Annotated in this window: 14 protein-coding genes and 1 pseudogene; 9 read left to right on the forward strand and 6 right to left on the reverse strand. The window is 32.3% G+C overall.

Annotated elements, in window-relative coordinates; translation table 11 throughout:
- The first annotated feature begins 160 nt into the window (after positions 1–160).
- Positions 161–649 (forward strand): hypothetical protein, encoded by a 489-nt coding sequence (locus RHP49_14280; GenBank protein WNH12052.1) that lies wholly within the window; start codon positions 161–163, stop codon positions 647–649.
- Positions 650–724: 75 nt separating this feature from the next.
- Here the strand turns inward: RHP49_14280 and lpdA are convergent, their stop codons facing one another.
- On the reverse strand, positions 725–2,101 hold the full coding sequence (gene lpdA / locus RHP49_14285; GenBank protein ID WNH12053.1) for a dihydrolipoyl dehydrogenase: 1,377 nt from the start codon (positions 2,099–2,101) through the stop codon (positions 725–727).
- A 105-nt stretch (positions 2,102–2,206) separates the two neighbouring features.
- Between lpdA and RHP49_14290 the strand changes: the two genes are divergently transcribed.
- Together RHP49_14290 and RHP49_14295 are read left to right on the forward strand one after the other, a co-directional pair.
- Positions 2,207–3,493, forward strand: coding sequence for an NAD(P)/FAD-dependent oxidoreductase (locus RHP49_14290; protein ID WNH12054.1), 1,287 nt, complete (start codon positions 2,207–2,209; stop codon positions 3,491–3,493).
- Between the two features lie 98 nt (positions 3,494–3,591).
- A complete protein-coding gene (locus RHP49_14295; protein ID WNH12055.1) occupies positions 3,592–4,527 on the forward strand; it encodes a nuclear transport factor 2 family protein in 936 nt (311 codons plus the stop codon).
- 54 nt (positions 4,528–4,581) lie between these two features.
- Here RHP49_14295 and RHP49_14300 read toward each other — a convergent pair whose 3' ends face one another.
- Together RHP49_14300 and msrB are read right to left on the reverse strand one after the other, a co-directional pair.
- Complete coding sequence (locus tag RHP49_14300; GenBank protein ID WNH12056.1) at positions 4,582–5,133, reverse strand: DUF1572 family protein; 552 nt, start codon at positions 5,131–5,133, stop codon at positions 4,582–4,584.
- A gap of 15 nt (positions 5,134–5,148) precedes the next feature.
- Positions 5,149–5,631, reverse strand: coding sequence for a peptide-methionine (R)-S-oxide reductase MsrB (gene msrB, locus RHP49_14305; GenBank protein WNH12057.1), 483 nt, complete (start codon positions 5,629–5,631; stop codon positions 5,149–5,151).
- A 157-nt stretch (positions 5,632–5,788) separates the two neighbouring features.
- On the opposite strand from msrB, the gene RHP49_14310 reads away from it, so the two are divergent.
- Both RHP49_14310 and RHP49_14315 read left to right on the forward strand, forming a co-directional pair.
- Positions 5,789–6,604: a M48 family metallopeptidase gene (locus tag RHP49_14310; protein WNH12058.1), complete on the forward strand. Its 816-nt coding sequence runs from the start codon at positions 5,789–5,791 to the stop codon at positions 6,602–6,604.
- 72 nt (positions 6,605–6,676) lie between these two features.
- Positions 6,677–8,005 carry an MFS transporter gene (locus tag RHP49_14315; GenBank protein ID WNH12059.1) on the forward strand — a complete coding sequence of 443 codons (1,329 nt, stop codon included), beginning with the start codon at positions 6,677–6,679 and terminating at the stop codon, positions 8,003–8,005.
- A gap of 50 nt (positions 8,006–8,055) precedes the next feature.
- Here the strand turns inward: RHP49_14315 and RHP49_14320 are convergent, their stop codons facing one another.
- The gene (locus tag RHP49_14320; GenBank protein ID WNH12060.1) at positions 8,056–8,448 is read right to left on the reverse strand and encodes a hypothetical protein; all 393 of its coding nucleotides are present in this window, start codon (positions 8,446–8,448) and stop codon (positions 8,056–8,058) included.
- 33 nt (positions 8,449–8,481) lie between these two features.
- Between RHP49_14320 and RHP49_14325 the strand changes: the two are divergent.
- Positions 8,482–8,730 (forward strand): annotated as a pseudogene (locus RHP49_14325) (MFS transporter).
- 68 nt (positions 8,731–8,798) lie between these two features.
- On the opposite strand, the gene metE reads toward RHP49_14325, so the two are convergent.
- Positions 8,799–11,093, reverse strand: coding sequence for a 5-methyltetrahydropteroyltriglutamate--homocysteine S-methyltransferase (metE, locus tag RHP49_14330; GenBank protein WNH12061.1), 2,295 nt, complete (start codon positions 11,091–11,093; stop codon positions 8,799–8,801).
- A 132-nt stretch (positions 11,094–11,225) separates the two neighbouring features.
- Between metE and RHP49_14335 the strand changes: the two genes are divergently transcribed.
- On the forward strand, positions 11,226–11,711 hold the full coding sequence (locus RHP49_14335; GenBank protein WNH12062.1) for an Lrp/AsnC family transcriptional regulator: 486 nt from the start codon (positions 11,226–11,228) through the stop codon (positions 11,709–11,711).
- Between the two features lie 70 nt (positions 11,712–11,781).
- Here the strand turns inward: RHP49_14335 and RHP49_14340 are convergent, their stop codons facing one another.
- Positions 11,782–14,331, reverse strand: a complete 2,550-nt coding sequence (locus RHP49_14340; GenBank protein WNH12063.1) for an ATP-dependent Clp protease ATP-binding subunit — start codon at positions 14,329–14,331, stop codon at positions 11,782–11,784.
- A gap of 263 nt (positions 14,332–14,594) precedes the next feature.
- On the opposite strand from RHP49_14340, the gene gyrA reads away from it, so the two are divergent.
- Both gyrA and RHP49_14350 read left to right on the forward strand, forming a co-directional pair.
- Positions 14,595–17,141: a DNA gyrase subunit A gene (gene gyrA, locus RHP49_14345; protein WNH12064.1), complete on the forward strand. Its 2,547-nt coding sequence runs from the start codon at positions 14,595–14,597 to the stop codon at positions 17,139–17,141.
- 16 nt (positions 17,142–17,157) lie between these two features.
- Entirely contained in the window at positions 17,158–18,405 is a 1,248-nt protein-coding gene (locus tag RHP49_14350; GenBank protein WNH12065.1) for a tetratricopeptide repeat protein, read from the forward strand.
- Positions 18,406–18,447: the final 42 nt, after the last annotated feature.

Below are 18,447 nucleotides of genomic sequence, written 5' to 3' on the forward strand. Positions count from 1 at the left end.
AAATGCGATTCAAATATTTGAATCGCATTTTTTATAATTAAGATTTTTCACATAAAATTAACTTATTGTTTTGTTTAATTTATAATTTACTTGTGAGAATTTTAAGAAGACTTTCGTTTAGATTTGTTTTGTATTAATCAATAAAACGAAACCTATAGTGATGAATAAAATTACTTTTATACTTTTTTTTATAAGTTCTTGTATTGTTTTTTCACAAGAAAAAAGAGAAACAAACTCTTTTGGTGTAACTGACGATGTTAATATATTAAATACGTCACAGTTTTATAGAAATTATTTTTCTGAGTATCATTTGAATGAAAATTGGTTTTTTAGAATGGAAATGCTAGAAAGAAGTAATAATAACTTACTTGGAGGCTATACACTTATAGAGCACCCCTTATTGGTTAAATATAAAATTAGTAATAAATTTAGTGTTTTATTTGGTACTAAAGTAGACGTGTTAAAAACAGATGGCAAGATTGAAGATGTGTCTTTGTATTCTACTTTTGGTATTCAGTATGATGTTTCCAAAAGCACACTCTTAGAAGCTAGATTTAATTATAGATTATCAAATGGATCATCTATAATTCCAGATTATACTTTCGGAACTAAAACGTCATTTACAGTAGGTTCGAAAATTAAATTTTAAAAAATTATAATTTCATTTAAAAACAAAAAGTTCCGATAAAATCGGAACTTTTTTATATCTAAAATTTATAAGTATCTATAAATGTATCACTTCATCATAAGCATCAGCTACAGCTTCCATAACTGCTTCACTCATAGTTGGGTGAGGGTGCACTGTTTTTAATACTTCATGTCCTGTAGTTTCAAGTTTTCTGCCTAAAACAGCTTCAGCAATCATATCGGTTACACCAGCTCCAATCATGTGACAACCTAACCATTCGCCATATTTAGCATCAAAAATAACTTTTACAAAACCATCTTTATTTCCACCAGCACTCGCTTTACCAGAAGCAGAGAAAGGGAATTTACCAACTTTAATATCGATACCTTTTTCTTTAGCTTGTTTTTCAGTCAACCCTACAGAAGCAATTTCTGGAGAACAATACGTACAACCAGGAATATTGCCATAATCTAAAGCTTCTACATGTTGTCCAGCAAGTTTTTCAACACAAAGAATACCTTCAGCAGAAGCAACGTGAGCTAATGCTTGACCAGGAGTAACATCTCCAATAGCATAGTATCCAGGAATGTTTGTTTGGTAAAAATCGTTTACTAATATTTTATCTCTATCTACTACAATACCAACATCTTCTAATCCAATATTTTCGATGTTAGTTTTAATACCAACAGCAGAAAGGATAATGTCAGCTTCTAAAACTTCTTCTCCTTTACTTGTTTTTACGGTAGCTTTAACACCTTTTCCTGAAGTGTCAACTTTAGTAACTTCAGCAGAAGTCATTATTTTTATACCACTCTTTTTAAATGAGCGTTCTAATTGTTTTGATACGTCTTCATCTTCAACAGGTACCACGTTTGGTAAATATTCAACAATAGTAACTTCTGTTCCCATTGAATTGTAGAAATAAGCAAATTCAACACCAATAGCTCCAGAACCAACCACAATCATTTTTTTTGGTTGTTTAGGTAAGGTCATCGCTTCTCTATAACCAATTACTTTTTTACCATCTTGAGGTAAGTTTGGTAATTCGCGAGAACGTGCACCTGTAGCAATTATAATGTTATTAGCACTGTATTCTGTGCCGTCAACGTCAATTTTCTTGCCTGGTTTTAATTTTCCATAACCAGAAATAACGTCAATTTTATTTTTTTTCATTAAAAATTCAATACCCTTGCTCATACCATCGGCAACACCACGGCTACGTTTAACAACAGCATCAAAATCTTTGTCAAAATCTTTAACAGACAACCCATAATCACCTGCATGTTTTAAATATTCAAAAACTTGAGCAGATTTTAATAAGGCTTTTGTAGGGATACAACCCCAATTTAGACAAACTCCACCAAGACTTTCTTTTTCAACAATAGCAGTTTTAAAACCTAATTGTGAAGCTCTAATAGCTGTAACATATCCACCAGGTCCACTTCCAAGAACAATAATATCGTATTTACTCATGTGTTATTTTTTAGGCTACGAATTTACGAAATCGAATTTGAATAATAAATTTTAGAAACCTATAAATTTATATCTTTTACTACCTTTGTTTTGCAATATCATTATATGAATATATCAAGAACGAGTTTTCCTAGAGTTGTTATTATTGGTGGTGGTTTTTCAGGAATAGCACTAGCAAAAAAATTATCTAAACAAGAGGTTCAAGTTGTTTTATTAGATAAAAATAATTATCATAACTTTCAACCACTTCTTTATCAAGTGTCTACAGGTGGCTTAGAACCTGATTCTATTGCATATCCTATCAGGAAAATTCTTAAAGACTTTCCTAATTTTAGTTTTCGCTTAGCTGAAGTGAATGAAATTGATAGCGTAAATAACCTTGTTAAAACAGATATAGGGGAATTAAAATTCGATTATTTGGTCGTTGCTTCGGGTTCTAAAACAAATTATTTTGGAAATTCTGAAATTGAAAAGTATAGTATGGCAATGAAAACCATACCACAATCTTTAAATCTTAGAAGTTTAATACTTGAAAATTTTGAAGAAGCTTTGTTAACTTCCGATTTAAACGAACGCAATGCATTAATGAATTTTGTGATTGTAGGAGGCGGACCAACAGGCGTTGAACTTGCTGGTGCTTTGGCTGAAATTAAAAAAGGTATTTTACCAAAAGATTATCCCGATTTAGATACACGATTAGCTCAAATACATATTATACAATCAAGTGATTGTATTTTAAAAGGAATGAGTGATAAAGCTTCTGCTAAAGCTGAAGATTTTTTAGAGAAACTTGGAGTCAATATTTGGAAAAATGTTCGAGTTACTAATTATGATGGGAAAACGGTTACTACAAATACCGATTTAACTTTTGAAACAGCAACTTTAGTCTGGGCAGCTGGCGTAAAAGGAGCTACTATAAAAGGCTTAGAGGCAGAAGAGTTAATAACTAGAGGCAACAGGCTTTTAGTAAACGAATTTAATCAGGTTAAAGGATATAATCACATTTTTGCTATTGGTGATATTGCTTCAATGATAACTGATGAGTTTCCTAATGGATTTCCTATGATGGCACAACCTGCCATTCAACAAGGCAGTCAATTAGGTGACAATATTTTAAAACTGATAGAGCAGAAGCCTATGGTGCCTTTTGTTTATAAAGATAAAGGAGTGATGGCTACTATAGGTAGAAATAAAGCAGTAGTAGATTTGCCTAAATTTAAATTCCAAGGTGTTTTTGCTTGGTATGTTTGGATGTTTGTACACCTCTTTTTCTTAATTGGTTTTAGAAACCGAATGGTGGTTTTTATAAACTGGGTTTATAATTATGTTCGTTTTGATAGAGAAGCACGTTTAATTATTCGTCCGTTTAAAAAGAAATTAAATACAAAATAAAAGTGTTCTAGGTATTAAATAAAGAGTTATAAATCGTTGTTATTCAGTTATTTTGGTTAAATTTAAAGATATTAATTAACCATTAAAATTTTTTAACAATGAAAAAACATGTCATTATTGTCATGATGATGCTCTCTATCGTCATGTATTCCCAAAAGAAAAAAAATGGAAAAATTTACAGTGAACACCCTGCAATAGGAGTCGTTGAGGCTATGCAACAAGCTTTGATAAAGGGCGATACCATAGCGCTTTCGAATGCTTTACACGATGATTTCAAAGCATTTAATGGTATGAATGATAATCCAGATTCAAAAGGGGTTTCAAAAGAAGATATGTTAAGGCAATCTGCTTTTTGGGTAAACAATGCTTCTTATTTGAGTGTTAAAAGGTCAAAAGGCGCTTATCCAGACGCTTTAGAATATGATGAGAGCGGTGTTTGGGTTCAAACCTGGGACCAGCTAAAAGGCGTTCATAATAAAACAGGCGTAAAGTTAAATATGCCAATTCATAGACTATTTAAAGTTGATGATGATAACAAGATATTAACCATGATAACTTATGATGATGGGACGGTTTTTCAAACTTTAAGACAAGGGTTCTCTACAAGAACAAACGGCAAGCTTTATGACCAGCACGAAAACATTAATACGGTTCGTAAAATGGTTGCTGCATTAGAATATGGCGATGTAGAAAAAGCGTTTAGTCATGATTATTTTACAGAAGATGTAAGGTTTACTAATCTTGATATGAAGTCTGACGAATTTAATACTTTGGAAGATGAAAAGTCAAATTTTATAAAAATGTTGGAAAAATGGGATATTGAAGCTATCGATGTTCGAGGGTACCCTGATTATTTAGAATATGAAAGAGGTAACAGTAAATTAGTGCAGTCCTGGTGGAATTTTAGAGTAAAAAGGAAGTCTGATGACAAAAAAATAACTATTCCTGTAATGCTAGTTCATGGTTTTAATGATGATGGTAAGATTATTTATGAAACAGGTTACTATACAGCTGCTCAGATGATGAAGAAATAAAACAAATTGTAATTATAAAAAAAGGACTTCAAAAATATTTTTGAAGTCCTTTTTTTATAAATCATCAGTAAAATGACGTCTACCTTTTTCTTTGCTAAATTTGTTAGTATTATATTTCGAAGAATCTCCTTTCGGGATTGATAAGGATTCCCAATCTTTCCCCTTTAAAAGTTTTCCTAAAAATACCATTTGACCTATATGATAGGAATAATGTGCTAATTGTCGGTTAATGGCCTCGGTAACGGTGTGACTTTGGTTTCTAATGTAAATAATACGTTCTAAATCGACAGTTTCTAAAGGAGTAATAGCTTTAAATAAACACGACCAGCCACTTTCCCAGGAAGCGATAATTTCTTCTTTGGTATTATAGCTATTTATAAATTCATCATCACGGTTTCTCCATTCTTTTTCACCATCTTCATTTAAAAAGTTAGTCCACCTACTAAGCATATTGCCAACAATATGTTTTGCAATTATTGATATATTGTTTGAGTCTTCATCACTTTGCCATTGCATTTCTTCAAACGAAAGCTGAGCAAAAGTTTTATCGCCTAAACTTTTATAATATTCAAATTGTTTAATAATACTTCCTAAATAGCTATTCATTTAACAAAGATAATTTTATTTTTCTGGTATAAATCTTAAAGCAACCCCATTTATACAATGTCGTTTACCAGTTGTTTTTCTTGGCCCGTCATTAAAAACATGACCTAAATGTCCGCCACAAGTAGCACAGTGCTCTTCGGTTCTTGTATAGCCTAAATTATTTTCGGTAGAAAAATCAACATGTCCTTTAATTTCTCTATCAAAACTAGGCCAGCCACTGCCAGAATCAAATTTATGTTCACTTTTAAATAACGGTGTATTACAAGCTTTACAAACATAAACACCTTTTTCGTAGTTTTTATTTAAAGCACTAGAAAAAGCAGGCTCTGTTCCAGATTTTCTAAGCACATAATATTCCATTTCTGTTAATTGTGCTTTCCATTCGCTATCAGTTTTGTTGACTTTGTAGGTTTTTGTTTCTTTTTGATTTTGCTTTTGTGCAGAACTATTGCAGCTTAAAATAAAAAATGATATTACTAGAACTATTAATTTTTTCATTACAAGAGGTTTTTATATTCTGTCGAGAATATCTGTAAAACATAACGTTTTATTAAAAATGAATTTTTTATTTAGTGATCAATAAAAAAAATCTGTGTCTAAAAAATATTAAAGAGAACAATTATTGTATTTTTATAACTTAAATAAACAAATAACAATGAAAATTAAAAATATATTTATTCTATTAGGAGTTGCTGCTATAATGTTTTCTTGTGCAGAAAACCCGTTTACAGGAAAAAAAACAATGGCTTTAGTGCCTAATTCTCAGTTGTTTCCAACGGCTTTTGCACAATACGACCAGTTTTTAACAGATAATAAAGTTGTAATAGGGACTAAAGATGCTGCTATGGTTACTAGAGTAGGACAGCGTATTGCAGTAGCTGCTGAACGTTGGCTAAGTGCTAATGGACATCAAGGGTATTTAAAAGATTATAAATGGGAATATAATTTAGTTGATGATGAAACTGTAAATGCCTGGTGTATGCCAGGAGGTAAAATTGTTGTTTATACGGGTATTTTGCCCATAGCAAAAAGCGAGACAGGATTGGCAGCTATTATGGGGCATGAAGTAGCGCATGCACTTGCAAATCATGGGCAACAGCGTATGAGTGCAGGTATGGTGCAACAAGGATTAGCAGTTGCAGGAAATATTGCCATTAAGGATGAACAATCTAGAAATGCTTTTAATCAATATTATGGTATAGGATCTCAAGTTGGAGTTATGTTGCCTTTTAGTAGGAGTCATGAAACTGAAGCTGATAAAATCGGTTTATATTTAATGGCTATAGCTGGTTACAACCCTGCTGAAGCTGCTAACTTATGGAAACGTATGAAAGCTAATAGTGGAGGACAAGCACCGCCAGAAATATTAAGTACACACCCTTCAAATGATTCAAGAATTGCAAATCTTACAGCTTTGGCACCAAAAGCTAAAGAAGAGGCGGCTAAGTTTGGTGTAACAACATTTAGATAATAATATAATATTATTCAAATAGAAATATTTGTTTACTTTCGAAGCTGCTCATAAAAGAGCAGTTTTTTTATTATGGCAGTATTAGAAAAAGGAAGTAAAAAACTTCTTAATGCTTGGGCGTTTTACGATTGGGCAAATTCAGTTTATAGCTTGGTTATCGCATCTGCAATTTTTCCTATTTTTTATGGAGCACTTTTTAGGATTGCAGAAATAGAAAAAGTGACCGTTTTTGGAGGCGATATTGCAAGGGCACCATTAATAAGTTATACAACTTCTATGGCTTTTGTATTTATAGCTATAATAACACCATTAATTTCTGGTGTAGCTGATTATTTAGGGAATAAAAAAATGTTTATGAAGTTTTTCTGTTATTTAGGAGGGGTTTCATGTATAGGATTGTATTGGTTTTCTTTAGAGCATATTTATTTTAGTCTTGCGTGTTATTTTTTTGGATTAGTTGGGTTTTGGGTAAGTTTCGCAATTAATAATTCTTATTTGCCAGATGTAGCATTTCCAGAACAGCAAGATAGCATTAGTGCTAAAGGGTTTTCTTTAGGGTATGTAGGGAGTGTAATTCTTTTGTTATTTAATTTAGCAATGGTAATGAAGCCTGATTTTTTTGGAATTACTACAGATGTTGATGGTGTAGCAGAAATTAAGGCTATGAAATATTCTTTCGTTTCTGTTGGTGTATGGTGGATAGTTTTTAGTCAATACACTTTTTTTTATTTACCTAAAGGTATTAAGAAAGAGAATCCTAAAAAGCATATTATTCTTAATGGTTTTAAAGAGTTAAAATTAGTTTGGAATCAATTGGGAGAAAATGTAAAGCTAAAACGTTATTTAGGAGCCTTTTTTGTCTATAGCATGGCGGTACAAACAGTTATGCTAATAGCAACTTACTTTGGTGAAGAAGAAATAGATTGGGGAACAGATGCAGATCGTACAATGGGACTTATTGTTAGTATATTAGTTATTCAAGTCATTGCTATTATGGGTGCTATGGTTACTGCTAGAGTTTCTAGAGTTTTTGGAAATATAAAAACACTTATAGTTATAAATATATTTTGGGCAATTATTTGTGTGTATGCTTATTTTGTAATTACTCCTTTGGATTTTTATATAGCTGCTGGTTTAGTGGGAATTGTTATGGGAGGAATTCAGGCATTGTCAAGATCTACATATTCTAAGTTTTTACCAGAAACAACAGATACTGCTTCATTTTTTAGTTTTTATGATGTTGCTGAAAAAATAGGTATTGTAATTGGGACTTTTCTTTACGGTTTTGTAGCGCAAATTACCGGCAGCATGCGAAATGCGATTTTGTTTTTATTTGTTTTCTTTTTAGTGGGTATTGTTTTACTGTTGAGAGTGCCTAAGGAAGGTTTAGAACATAAGTAGAAAATATAACACTTTACGATTCTATTTAGTAAAAAAATATCGATTATAGTTTATGGGTTTTTTATATCTATATTATTCTGCTTAAGAATAGATTGCCCCCATTCTATGGCTTTATTAAGTTTTGTAAAGGACTCAAAAGGTTTGTTTAAGAATAATTTTTCTATATCAGCATTACTTAATGCTATGTTGTTTGTTGCAACTACGGCAAATCCTGCTAAATTTTCTATCAGTGATGTTTTTCTATATATAGCAGGATCGACTGCATAGGAGTTAACGCGATGCGTTATATATATAAATTTTTTAGTATTAAAATAAGTGATAGCAATATTCTCAAGGATTTTATTGTTTTCTGTAGTAATGGTTTCTCCTTCATTAATTTCGACTATCAAATAATTGTCGTAAATATAAAAAGTGCCTAATGGTAATGTTAAGGTTTTTCTCATAAGTCTAAGATAATAATTATTAATAAAAACTATCAGAATTTAAGATTAAAACGTTTTTTAAATGCCTTTTTTGTTTATAGTATGACCGTTCAAACGATTATGTTGGTAGCTATATATTTTGATGTTTCAGAAAAAATAAGGATTGTTATAGGTATGATTATTTATGGTATTATAGATCGAATTACTGGCATCATGCGAAATGCGATCTTCTTCTTATTTGTTTTCTTTTTAATGGATATTGTTTTACTGTTGAGAGTATCCAAAGAAACAAAGGAAGCCTAAACCCTGAGTAAAAATGAATCAGAATTTAGGCAGTTTTCAATTTAAATAATCACTTTAAGATGAGTTAATTATATTTCAAGTTTTCTTAAGTTCCTAGCTGCTTGCACTATATTTTCTAAAGCTTTTTTTGTTTCTGGCCAATCTCTGGTTTTTAAACCACAATCTGGGTTAACCCAAATATGCTCTACAGGTAAAACCTTTTTTGCTTTTAAAAGTAAATTCTCGATTTCTTCAAGAGAGGGTACACGTGGTGAATGGATATCGTAAACACCAGGACCTATTTCATTAGGGTATTCAAAATCCACAAAGGCATTAAGAAGCTCCATTTCAGAGCGTGAGGTTTCAATGGTAATCACGTCGGCATCCATGTTGGCAATACTCGCTATAATATCATTAAATTCGGAATAGCACATATGGGTATGAATTTGGGTATCGTCTTGTACACCACTTGCTGAAATTCTAAAGGCTTTTACTGCCCAGTTTAGATATTTGGTCCATTCTTCTTTTCTTAATGGCAATCCTTCTCTAATGGCTGGTTCATCAATTTGAACAACTTTTAAACCGTTTTTTTCAAGATCAACTACTTCATCTCTAATCGCTAGGGCTATTTGATTACATGTGGTTTCTCGAGGTTGATCGTTTCTAACAAAGGACCATTGAAGAATAGTAACAGGTCCAGTTAGCATGCCTTTTAAAGGTCGTTTTGTTAACGATTGTGCGTAGGTAGACCATTTAACCGTCATAGGGTTGTCTCGGGATACATCTCCAAATAAGATAGGGGGTTTTACACAACGGCTGCCGTAGCTTTGTACCCATCCGAAATCGCTAAATGCAAAACCATTAAGCTTTTCACCAAAGTATTCAACCATATCGTTACGTTCAAATTCGCCATGCACAATCACGTCTAAGCCAATGCTTTCTTGAAAGGAAATAGAGTATTTAATCTCTTTTGCAATTAGAATATCGTATTCTTCTTGTGATAAAAGCCCTTTTTTTAACTTTAACCGCCAACTTCTAACTTCTTTAGTTTGGGGGAACGACCCAATTGTAGTTGTAGGAAACAGGGGTAAATTGAGGGCTTGTTTTTGCTTAGACTGTCTTACGGTAAAGTTGTTTTTGCGATGACTATCTAATTCTTTAAGTCCAGAAACACGCTCCTTAACCACTTTATTGTGAATTAACTTAGAATTACTACGGTTAATATTGGCTAGTTTGTTTTCTTCATAAAGAGATAAGTAAGGTTCGTTTTCTGGTAAAGAGAGGTTTTTTAATGTGCTGATTTCCTCTAATTTTTGTTTGGCAAAAGCTAGCCATTGCTTGATTTCAGGTTGTAGATTAGTTTCTAAATCTAAATCGTATGGGGTGTGTAATAAAGAACATGAAGAAGAAATCCATAAATTATCAGAAGACACTTTTGTTAAAGCCTTCTCAATGGTTTTTAATGAAGCTTCAAAATCATTTTTCCAGATATTTCTTCCATCAACAAGACCTAAAGAAAGTTTAATGCTCGGGTTAAAATGCTCGGATTCTAAAATATCACTTAGTTGCATAGAACATCTTGTCAAATCTAAATGTAAGGTATCTATAGGCAATTGGAGTACGGTAGTTAAGTTCTTGTCGTAGCAATCGAAATAGTTAGCCAGATATATTTTTAACTTGGGAAACTTAGTGTTTATTGTTGTGTAAGTTAATTTAATGGCTTGACGCTCCTTGTCGGTAAGGTTTAATGCTAAGCAGGGTTCATCAAACTGTATGTATTCAACGTCTAAGTTGGTTAATTCTTGAATAATTTCAAGGTAAACAGGCAATAGTTTGTCTAAAAGATCTAATCTGTGGAACCCAGTTTCTTTTTCTTTTCCTAATAAAAGAAAGGTAACGGGACCAATTAAAACGGGTTTTGTTTTAATGCCTAATTCTAATGCTTCCTTATATTCATTAATGATTTTTTTAGAAAAGAATTTGAAAGTTTGTTCTTTTTCAAACTCTGGTACGATGTAATGATAGTTTGTGTCAAACCATTTGGTCATTTCCATAGCTGTTACATCAATGTTTTTGTTTTGTAAACCACGAGCCATAGAAAAGTACAACTCTAAAGCATTATTTTTGTTGATGTTTTTGTAGCGAACAGGAATACATCCTAGTGTTAAACAGGTGTCTAAAACTTGATCATAGAGCGAAAAATCATTTGATGGGATTAAATCGATGCCCAATTCGTTTTGCTGCAGCCAGTTTTGTCTTTTTATGTTAGCGGCTATTTTTAACAAGCTTTTCTCTTCAATTTTTCCTGACCAAAACGCTTCGCAGGCTTTTTTTAATTCTCGTTGAGCGCCAATTCTTGGATAACCTAAAATGGTAGTTTTCATAAATGTTTTTGTTTTTTATTCTGTTCAAAACTATATATATAGAATATAAAAACATAAAAACTATTATATTTTGGTTGTATTAACTACTTTTGAATGATAATTAAGATTATTAATCTTTTATCTGAATAAAAAATGAGTTTAATAGAAAATAATTCCCCAATCCAACTTGATGAGATTGATAATAGAATTTTAAAGTTGTTGCAAGCCAAGTCTAATCTAACCACAAAAGAATTGGCGGTTAAAGTTAATTTATCGACCACACCTGTTTTTGAACGTGTAAAAAAGTTGGAAAGAGCGGGGTACATAAAACGCTATATAGCCGTTTTGGATGCTGTAAAACTAAATAAAGGTTTGATGGTGTTTTGTAATGTTACCTTAAAGGAGCATACGCGGGATATAGGAAACCAGTTCGTGAAAGATATTTTGTCTTTAAAACAAGTGGTGGAGTGTTACAACATTTCAGGTGATTATGATTTCTTTCTAAAAATATTAGTGAGCGATATGAAAGAATATCAGAATTTTGTTTTAGACTATTTGGGGAATATAAAAAACATTGGAAGTACGCATAGTACCTTTGTAATGGGTGAGATTAAGAATTCGTACGCGGTTCCAATTTAATAAGGGGATTATGAGCATAAAAAAGCCCGAAATAACTTTCGGGCTTTTGATTAATATAAACTATCAGAATTTAAGACTCTGTTGGTTTTTCAGATTTATCAATGGTAATTTTTAATTCTTCAGATTCTTTATCTAAATCAATTTTTATATTATCGCCTTCTTGAAGATTGGATGCTACAATTTCTTCAGCTAAAGCATCTTCAACATATTTTTGAATGGCTCTTTTTAAAGGACGCGCTCCATACTGTTTGTCGAAACCTTTGTCGGCAATATAATCTTTAGCACTTTCTGTAATTGTTAAGTTGTAGCCTAAAAGTTTAATTCTAAGAAGAAGTTTTTCTAATTCGATATCGATAATTTTATTGATATCTTCTTTTTCTAATGCGTTAAACACAACAACGTCATCAATTCTATTTAAGAATTCAGGAGCAAACGATTTTTTTAGAGCATTTTCAATAATACTTCTAGTATTAGCGTCTTCTTGGGCTTTTTGTGAAGCAGTTCCAAAACCAATACCAGTACCAAAATCTTTAATTTTACGAGCTCCAATATTAGAAGTCATAATGATAATAGTATTTCTAAAATCTATTTTTCTACCTAAACTATCTGTTAAGTAACCGTCGTCTAGTACCTGTAAGAGCATGTTAAAAACATCTGGATGTGCTTTTTCAATTTCATCTAATAGAATGACAGCATAAGGTTTGCGTCTTACTTTTTCGGTAAGTTGTCCTCCTTCTTCGTATCCTACATATCCTGGAGGTGCGCCAATTAATCTAGAAATAGCGAATTTCTCCATGTATTCACTCATGTCTATTCGAACAAGTGAATCTTCACTATCAAATAACTCACGAGATAATACCTTAGCTAACTGTGTTTTACCTACACCTGTTTGTCCTAAAAATATAAATGATCCAATTGGCTTATTAGGATCTTTAAGTCCGGCACGATTACGCTGAATGGCTTTAACTACTTTAGCAACGGCTTCATCTTGACCAATTACTTTACCTTTTATAAGATTTGGAAGTTCAGCCAATTTATTAATTTCCGTTTGAGCAATTCTGTTTACTGGTACACCAGTCATCATAGAAACGACATCAGCAACATTATCTTCCGTTACTATTTCGCGATGTTGCTTCGTGTCTTCTTCCCATTTTTCTTGCGCAATGGCAAGTTCTTTTTCTATTCGTTTTTCATCATCTCTAAGCTTTGCAGCTTCTTCATATTTTTGTTTTTTAACAACCGAGTTTTTAGTTTCTTTAACCGTTTCAAGTTGTTTTTCTAATTCAATAATTTGTTTAGGCACTTCAATATTAGTAATATGAACCCGTGATCCTGCTTCATCTAAAGCATCAATAGCTTTATCTGGAAGAAAGCGTTCGGTCATATAACGATTTGTTAACTTTACACAGGCTTCAATAGCTTCAGGTGTGTAATCAACATTATGATGCTCTTCGTATTTTCCTTTTATATTATTAAGAATCTCTATTGTTTCTTCTACTGTTGTAGGTTCAACAATCACTTTTTGAAAACGACGTTCTAAAGCACCATCCTTTTCAATGTATTGTCTGTATTCATCTAAGGTTGTTGCACCAATACATTGTATTTCACCTCTAGCTAAAGCAGGTTTAAACATGTTTGAAGCATCTAAACTTCCTGTTGCTCCTCCAGCACCAACAATGGTATGAATTTCATCAATAAACAGAATAACATCGTCATTTTTTTCAAGCTCGTTCATTACGGCTTTCATACGCTCTTCAAATTGTCCACGATATTTGGTTCCAGCAACTAAACTTGCTAAATCTAAAGTAACTACGCGTTTATTAAAAAGGATTCTAGATACTTTTCTTTTTACAATTCTAAGCGCTAATCCTTCGGCAATAGCAGATTTACCAACACCTGGCTCTCCAATTAAAAGCGGATTGTTTTTCTTTCGCCTACTTAAAACTTGAGATACACGTTGTATTTCTTTTTCACGACCAACAACAGGGTCTAACTTACCTTCTTCAGCCATAGCTGTTAAATCACGTCCAAAATTATCTAAAACAGGTGTTTTAGACTTCTTATTAGTTTTACCTGCAGGCGCATTAAATATATTGTCTTTTGAAGCGTCTCCTTCAGTAGCCGCATCATCATCTTGAAAAGATTCTGCTTTGGGCTCTATATAGTTATTGTCGTTTGTGATCATAAATTTAAATTGTTCTTTAACATTATCGTAATCAACTTTTAGCTTATTTAAAAGCTTGGTAGTGGGGTCGTTTTCATTTCTTAAAATACAAAGCAGTAAATGCGCTGTATTTATTGATGTACTTTGAAATAATTTAGCTTCTAAAAAAGTTGTTTTTAAAGCCCGTTCTGCTTGTCTAGTAAGGTGTAAATTCTTTTTCTGATTAGAAGTTGTCGTTACATTAGGGTTTGCAGGACTTAGTATTTCTACTTTACGTCTTAAATGATTTAAATCAATATCTAGGGCATTTAATATACTAATAGCTTTGCCGTCTCCATCACGTAAAAGCCCTAGCATCAAATGCTCGGTACCAATAAAGTCATGACCTAATCGCAAAGCTTCTTCTTTGCTATAGGCAATTACATCTTTTACTCTTGGGGAAAAATTATCATCCATAATAGGGTTCCTTTCTGCATTAAAAATACTAAAACATTTTACTTAAGGCAAAAACTATACCTTAAATTAATGTGAAAGTTGCTAATTGACGAAAAAAACTTTAAAAAATCAAAATTTTACTAGGCATACTTATCAACGAAAAAGCATAGTTGAATTGTTAATAAAAAGTACCAAAAAAACAAACATTTGTCATCTATTCTCACTCATGAAATTAGTATATTAGCACGTTTTGAAATATTGATAAAAACTTAATTAAATTATATATGGCAGAAGGAGAAAAATTGATCCCTATTAATATTGAAGATGAGATGAAATCGGCTTACATTGATTATTCAATGTCGGTCATTGTGTCACGTGCTTTACCAGATGTAAGAGATGGTTTAAAACCTGTTCACAGACGTGTACTTTATGGTATGCACGAACTAGGTGTTAGAGCAAATACGGCGCATAAAAAGTCGGCAAGAATAGTTGGAGAGGTTTTAGGTAAGTATCACCCTCACGGCGATACATCGGTATATGATGCTATGGTGCGTATGGCTCAAGAATGGAGTTTACGTTATATGTTGGTTGATGGACAAGGGAACTTTGGTTCAATAGATGGAGATAGTCCAGCAGCAATGCGTTATACTGAAGCACGTATGCGTAAAATATCTGAAGACATGTTGGCAGATATTGATAAAGAAACTGTAGATCATAAATTAAATTTTGATGATACTTTACAAGAACCAACTGTTTTACCAACTCGTATTCCTGGACTTTTAGTTAATGGAGCCTCAGGTATTGCAGTAGGTATGGCAACTAATATGCCTCCTCATAATTTAACAGAGGTTGTTAATGGAACCATTGCCTATATAGAAAATAATGATATTGAAATTGATGAGTTAATAACACATGTTAAAGCTCCAGATTTTCCAACAGGAGGAACTATTTATGGTTATGATGGTGTAAAGGAAGCTTTTCATACTGGTAGAGGACGTATTGTTATGCGTGCAAAAGCCAATATAGAAGAGGTTAATGGACGCGAGTGTATTATCGTTGATGAGATTCCATACCAAGTTAATAAAGCAGATATGATTAAGAAAACTGCTGATTTGGTTAATGAAAAAAAGATGGATGGTATTGCTACCATTCGTGATGAATCTGATAGAAATGGTATGCGTATAGTGTACGTTTTAAAGCGCGATGCTATTCCAAATATCGTGTTAAATAAATTATATAAATACACGGCGTTACAATCCTCATTTAGTGTGAATAACATCGCATTGGTTAATGGACGACCGCAGTTGTTAAACTTAAAAGAATTAATACATTATTTTGTTGAGCATAGACATGAAGTTGTTGTAAGAAGAACAACTTACGAATTGCGTAAAGCGGAAGAACGTGCTCATATTTTAGAAGGATTAATTATTGCTTCAGATAATATAGATGAAGTTATTAAAATAATTAGAGCTTCTTCAAATGCTGATGAAGCTAGAAATAATTTAATTGAACGTTTTAAGCTATCTGAAATACAAGCAAAAGCTATAGTTGAGATGCGTCTGCGTCAATTAACAGGCTTAGAGCAAGATAAATTGCGTTCTGAGTATGATGAGATCATGAAAACCATTATCGACTTAAAAGATATCTTAGACAGGAAGGATCGTCGTATGGATATTATTAAAGGCGAATTAGAAGTCGTTAGAGAAAAGTATGGTGATGAGCGTCGTTCAATTATTGAGTATGCTGGTGGAGATTTAAGTATTGAAGATATGATTCCTGATGAAAAAGTGGTTATTACTATTTCACATGCGGGTTACATTAAACGTACTTCACTTACAGAATATAAAACACAAAACAGAGGAGGTGTTGGACAAAAAGCATCAACAACTCGTAATGAAGATTTCCTAGAGCATTTATTTGTTGGTACAAACCATCAGTATATGTTGTTCTTTACTCAAAAAGGAAAATGTTTCTGGATGCGTGTTTATGAAATTCCAGAAGGTAGTAAAACATCAAAAGGAAGAGCTATTCAAAACCTTATAAATATTGAACAAGATGATAAAGTGATGGCTTTCATTTGTACTCAAGATTTAAAAGATGAAGCGTATATTAATAGTCATTATGTAATCATGGCGACTAAAAAAGGTCAGGTTAAGAAAACATCACTTGAACAATATTCTCGCCCAAGAACAAATGGTATTAACGCCATTACAATTAAAGATGATGATGTTTTATTAGAAGCTAAGTTAACCACTGGAGAAAGTCAAGTGATGTTAGCATTAAAATCTGGTAAAGCTATTCGTTTTGAAGAAGCTAAAACACGACCTATGGGACGTAGTGCTTCAGGAGTAAGAGGTATTCGTTTACAAGATGAGGAAACTGATGAAGTTGTTGGAATGATTGCTGTTGATGATATGGAAAGCGATGTGCTTGTGGTTTCTGAAAACGGTTATGGAAAACGTTCTAGCTTAGAGGATTATAGAATTACTAATCGTGGAGGAAAAGGAGTGAAAACCATTTCTATTACTGAAAAAACTGGAAATCTAGTATCTATTAAAAATGTTACTGACGAAGACGATTTAATGATAATTAATAAGTCAGGAATTGCTATACGTATGGCGGTTCAAGATTTAAGAGTTATGGGTAGAGCAACACAAGGTGTTAAATTAATAAACCTTAAAGGTAATGATTCTATAGCAGCGGTTGCAAAAGTAATGCATGATGAAGATGAAGTTGAAGCCGTTGAACCTATTGAGAACACTGGAGATGTAGAAGGTGGCACAACTCTTGATAATAATCAAGAAGAAGAAGATATTAACACTGAAAATTAAATTAAATATTATTAAAATGAAAAAACAAATTATTATAGCTTTAGCATTTTCAATAAGTGCATTTTCATTTGCGCAAAAAAAAGAATTGAAGGCGGTTGAAAAAGCTATTAAAGGAAGCAACTATGCAGAAGCTAAAGCAGCTTTAAAACAAGCTGAAGGCTTAATGTCTGAAATGGACGAGAAAAGTAAGACAAAGTATTATTATTTATTGGGGCAAGCTCTTTATGCAGGCGGTGCAGGATCAATGGAGGATGTAGATGGTGCCTTAGAAAGCTTAGAAAAAGCAAAAGGAGCTTATGGTTCAGAGATTGCTACTTTAAAGCAAGAGATGGTAAATGGAATGTTGACTAAGGGGAATGAGTCTTATGAGAAAAAAGAATACTCTTTAGCGTCTAAGTATTTTGAAAAATCATATAGATTAAGTCAAAAAGATACTTTATTTCTTTATTATGCAGCAGCAACAGCTGTTAATGTTCAAGAATTTGATAGAGCTTTAGGTTTATATGAAGAATTAAAAAACTTAGGTTATACAGGTGTTAAAAAAGAATATTTTGCAACAAATAATGAAACTGGAGAAGAAGAAGTTTTAGAAAAATCAACACGAGATCTTTATGTTAAAGCAAAAAGTCATATTAATCCAGGAGAACGTTTAACAGAGTCTAAAAAACCAGAAATTGTTAAAAATGTAGCACTTATTTATGTTAGTCAAGGTAATAATGAAAAAGCTATTGAAGCAATGAAAGCTGCAAGAGCAGAAAGTCCTGATGATATTAACTTAATTCTTAGTGAAGCGAATGTTCATTATAAAATGGGAAATATGGATGAGTTTAAAAAGCTTTTAGAAAAAGCGACTCAAATGGATCCTGGAAATGCAGAGCTTCAGTATAACTTAGGTGTTGTATCTGCCGAAGCTAATCATATAGAAGAGGCTAAAGGATACTATGAAAAAACTATCGAATTAGATCCTAATTATATTAACGCATACATAAATTTATCTGCTCTAGTATTAGCCGGAGAGGAGCCTCTTATTAAAGAGATGAATGGTTTAGGAACTTCAAAAGCAGATGATAAAAGATATGATGAGTTAAGAGATCAGCGTCAAAATATTTATAGAGAAGCAATTCCTTATTTAGCAAAAGCGATAGAAATTGATGCTAAAAACCTTAGTGCGTCAAAAACATTGATGAATATTTATAGCATCTTAGGAGAAACAGATAAATATAAGAGTCTTAAAGAGACCGTTGATGCTTTAGAAGCAAACTAATCTTTATTTCTTATTTGTAGATATAAAAAAAAGCCGCAATTA

The organism is Flavobacteriaceae bacterium HL-DH10 (assembly GCA_031826515.1).
Classification (GTDB): Bacteria; Bacteroidota; Bacteroidia; order Flavobacteriales; family Flavobacteriaceae; genus Thalassobellus; species Thalassobellus suaedae.

Excerpts from the sequence above, each read along its gene's own strand:
- msrB (WNH12057.1), bottom strand. The coding sequence starts at position 5,631 with ATGAAAAAATTAATAGTTCTAGTAATATCATTTTTTATTTTAAGCTGC.
- RHP49_14350 (WNH12065.1), top strand. The coding sequence starts at position 17,158 with ATGAAAAAACAAATTATTATAGCTTTAGCATTTTCAATAAGTGCATTT.
- RHP49_14320 (WNH12060.1), bottom strand. The coding sequence starts at position 8,448 with ATGAGAAAAACCTTAACATTACCATTAGGCACTTTTTATATTTACGAC.
- RHP49_14310 (WNH12058.1), top strand. The coding sequence starts at position 5,789 with ATGAAAATTAAAAATATATTTATTCTATTAGGAGTTGCTGCTATAATG.
- RHP49_14290 (WNH12054.1), top strand. The coding sequence starts at position 2,207 with ATGAATATATCAAGAACGAGTTTTCCTAGAGTTGTTATTATTGGTGGT.
- RHP49_14300 (WNH12056.1), bottom strand. The coding sequence starts at position 5,133 with ATGAATAGCTATTTAGGAAGTATTATTAAACAATTTGAATATTATAAA.
- metE (WNH12061.1), bottom strand. The coding sequence starts at position 11,093 with ATGAAAACTACCATTTTAGGTTATCCAAGAATTGGCGCTCAACGAGAA.
- RHP49_14280 (WNH12052.1), top strand. The coding sequence starts at position 161 with ATGAATAAAATTACTTTTATACTTTTTTTTATAAGTTCTTGTATTGTT.
- lpdA (WNH12053.1), bottom strand. The coding sequence starts at position 2,101 with ATGAGTAAATACGATATTATTGTTCTTGGAAGTGGACCTGGTGGATAT.
- RHP49_14340 (WNH12063.1), bottom strand. The coding sequence starts at position 14,331 with ATGGATGATAATTTTTCCCCAAGAGTAAAAGATGTAATTGCCTATAGC.
- RHP49_14335 (WNH12062.1), top strand. The coding sequence starts at position 11,226 with ATGAGTTTAATAGAAAATAATTCCCCAATCCAACTTGATGAGATTGAT.
- gyrA (WNH12064.1), top strand. The coding sequence starts at position 14,595 with ATGGCAGAAGGAGAAAAATTGATCCCTATTAATATTGAAGATGAGATG.
- RHP49_14295 (WNH12055.1), top strand. The coding sequence starts at position 3,592 with ATGAAAAAACATGTCATTATTGTCATGATGATGCTCTCTATCGTCATG.
- RHP49_14315 (WNH12059.1), top strand. The coding sequence starts at position 6,677 with ATGGCAGTATTAGAAAAAGGAAGTAAAAAACTTCTTAATGCTTGGGCG.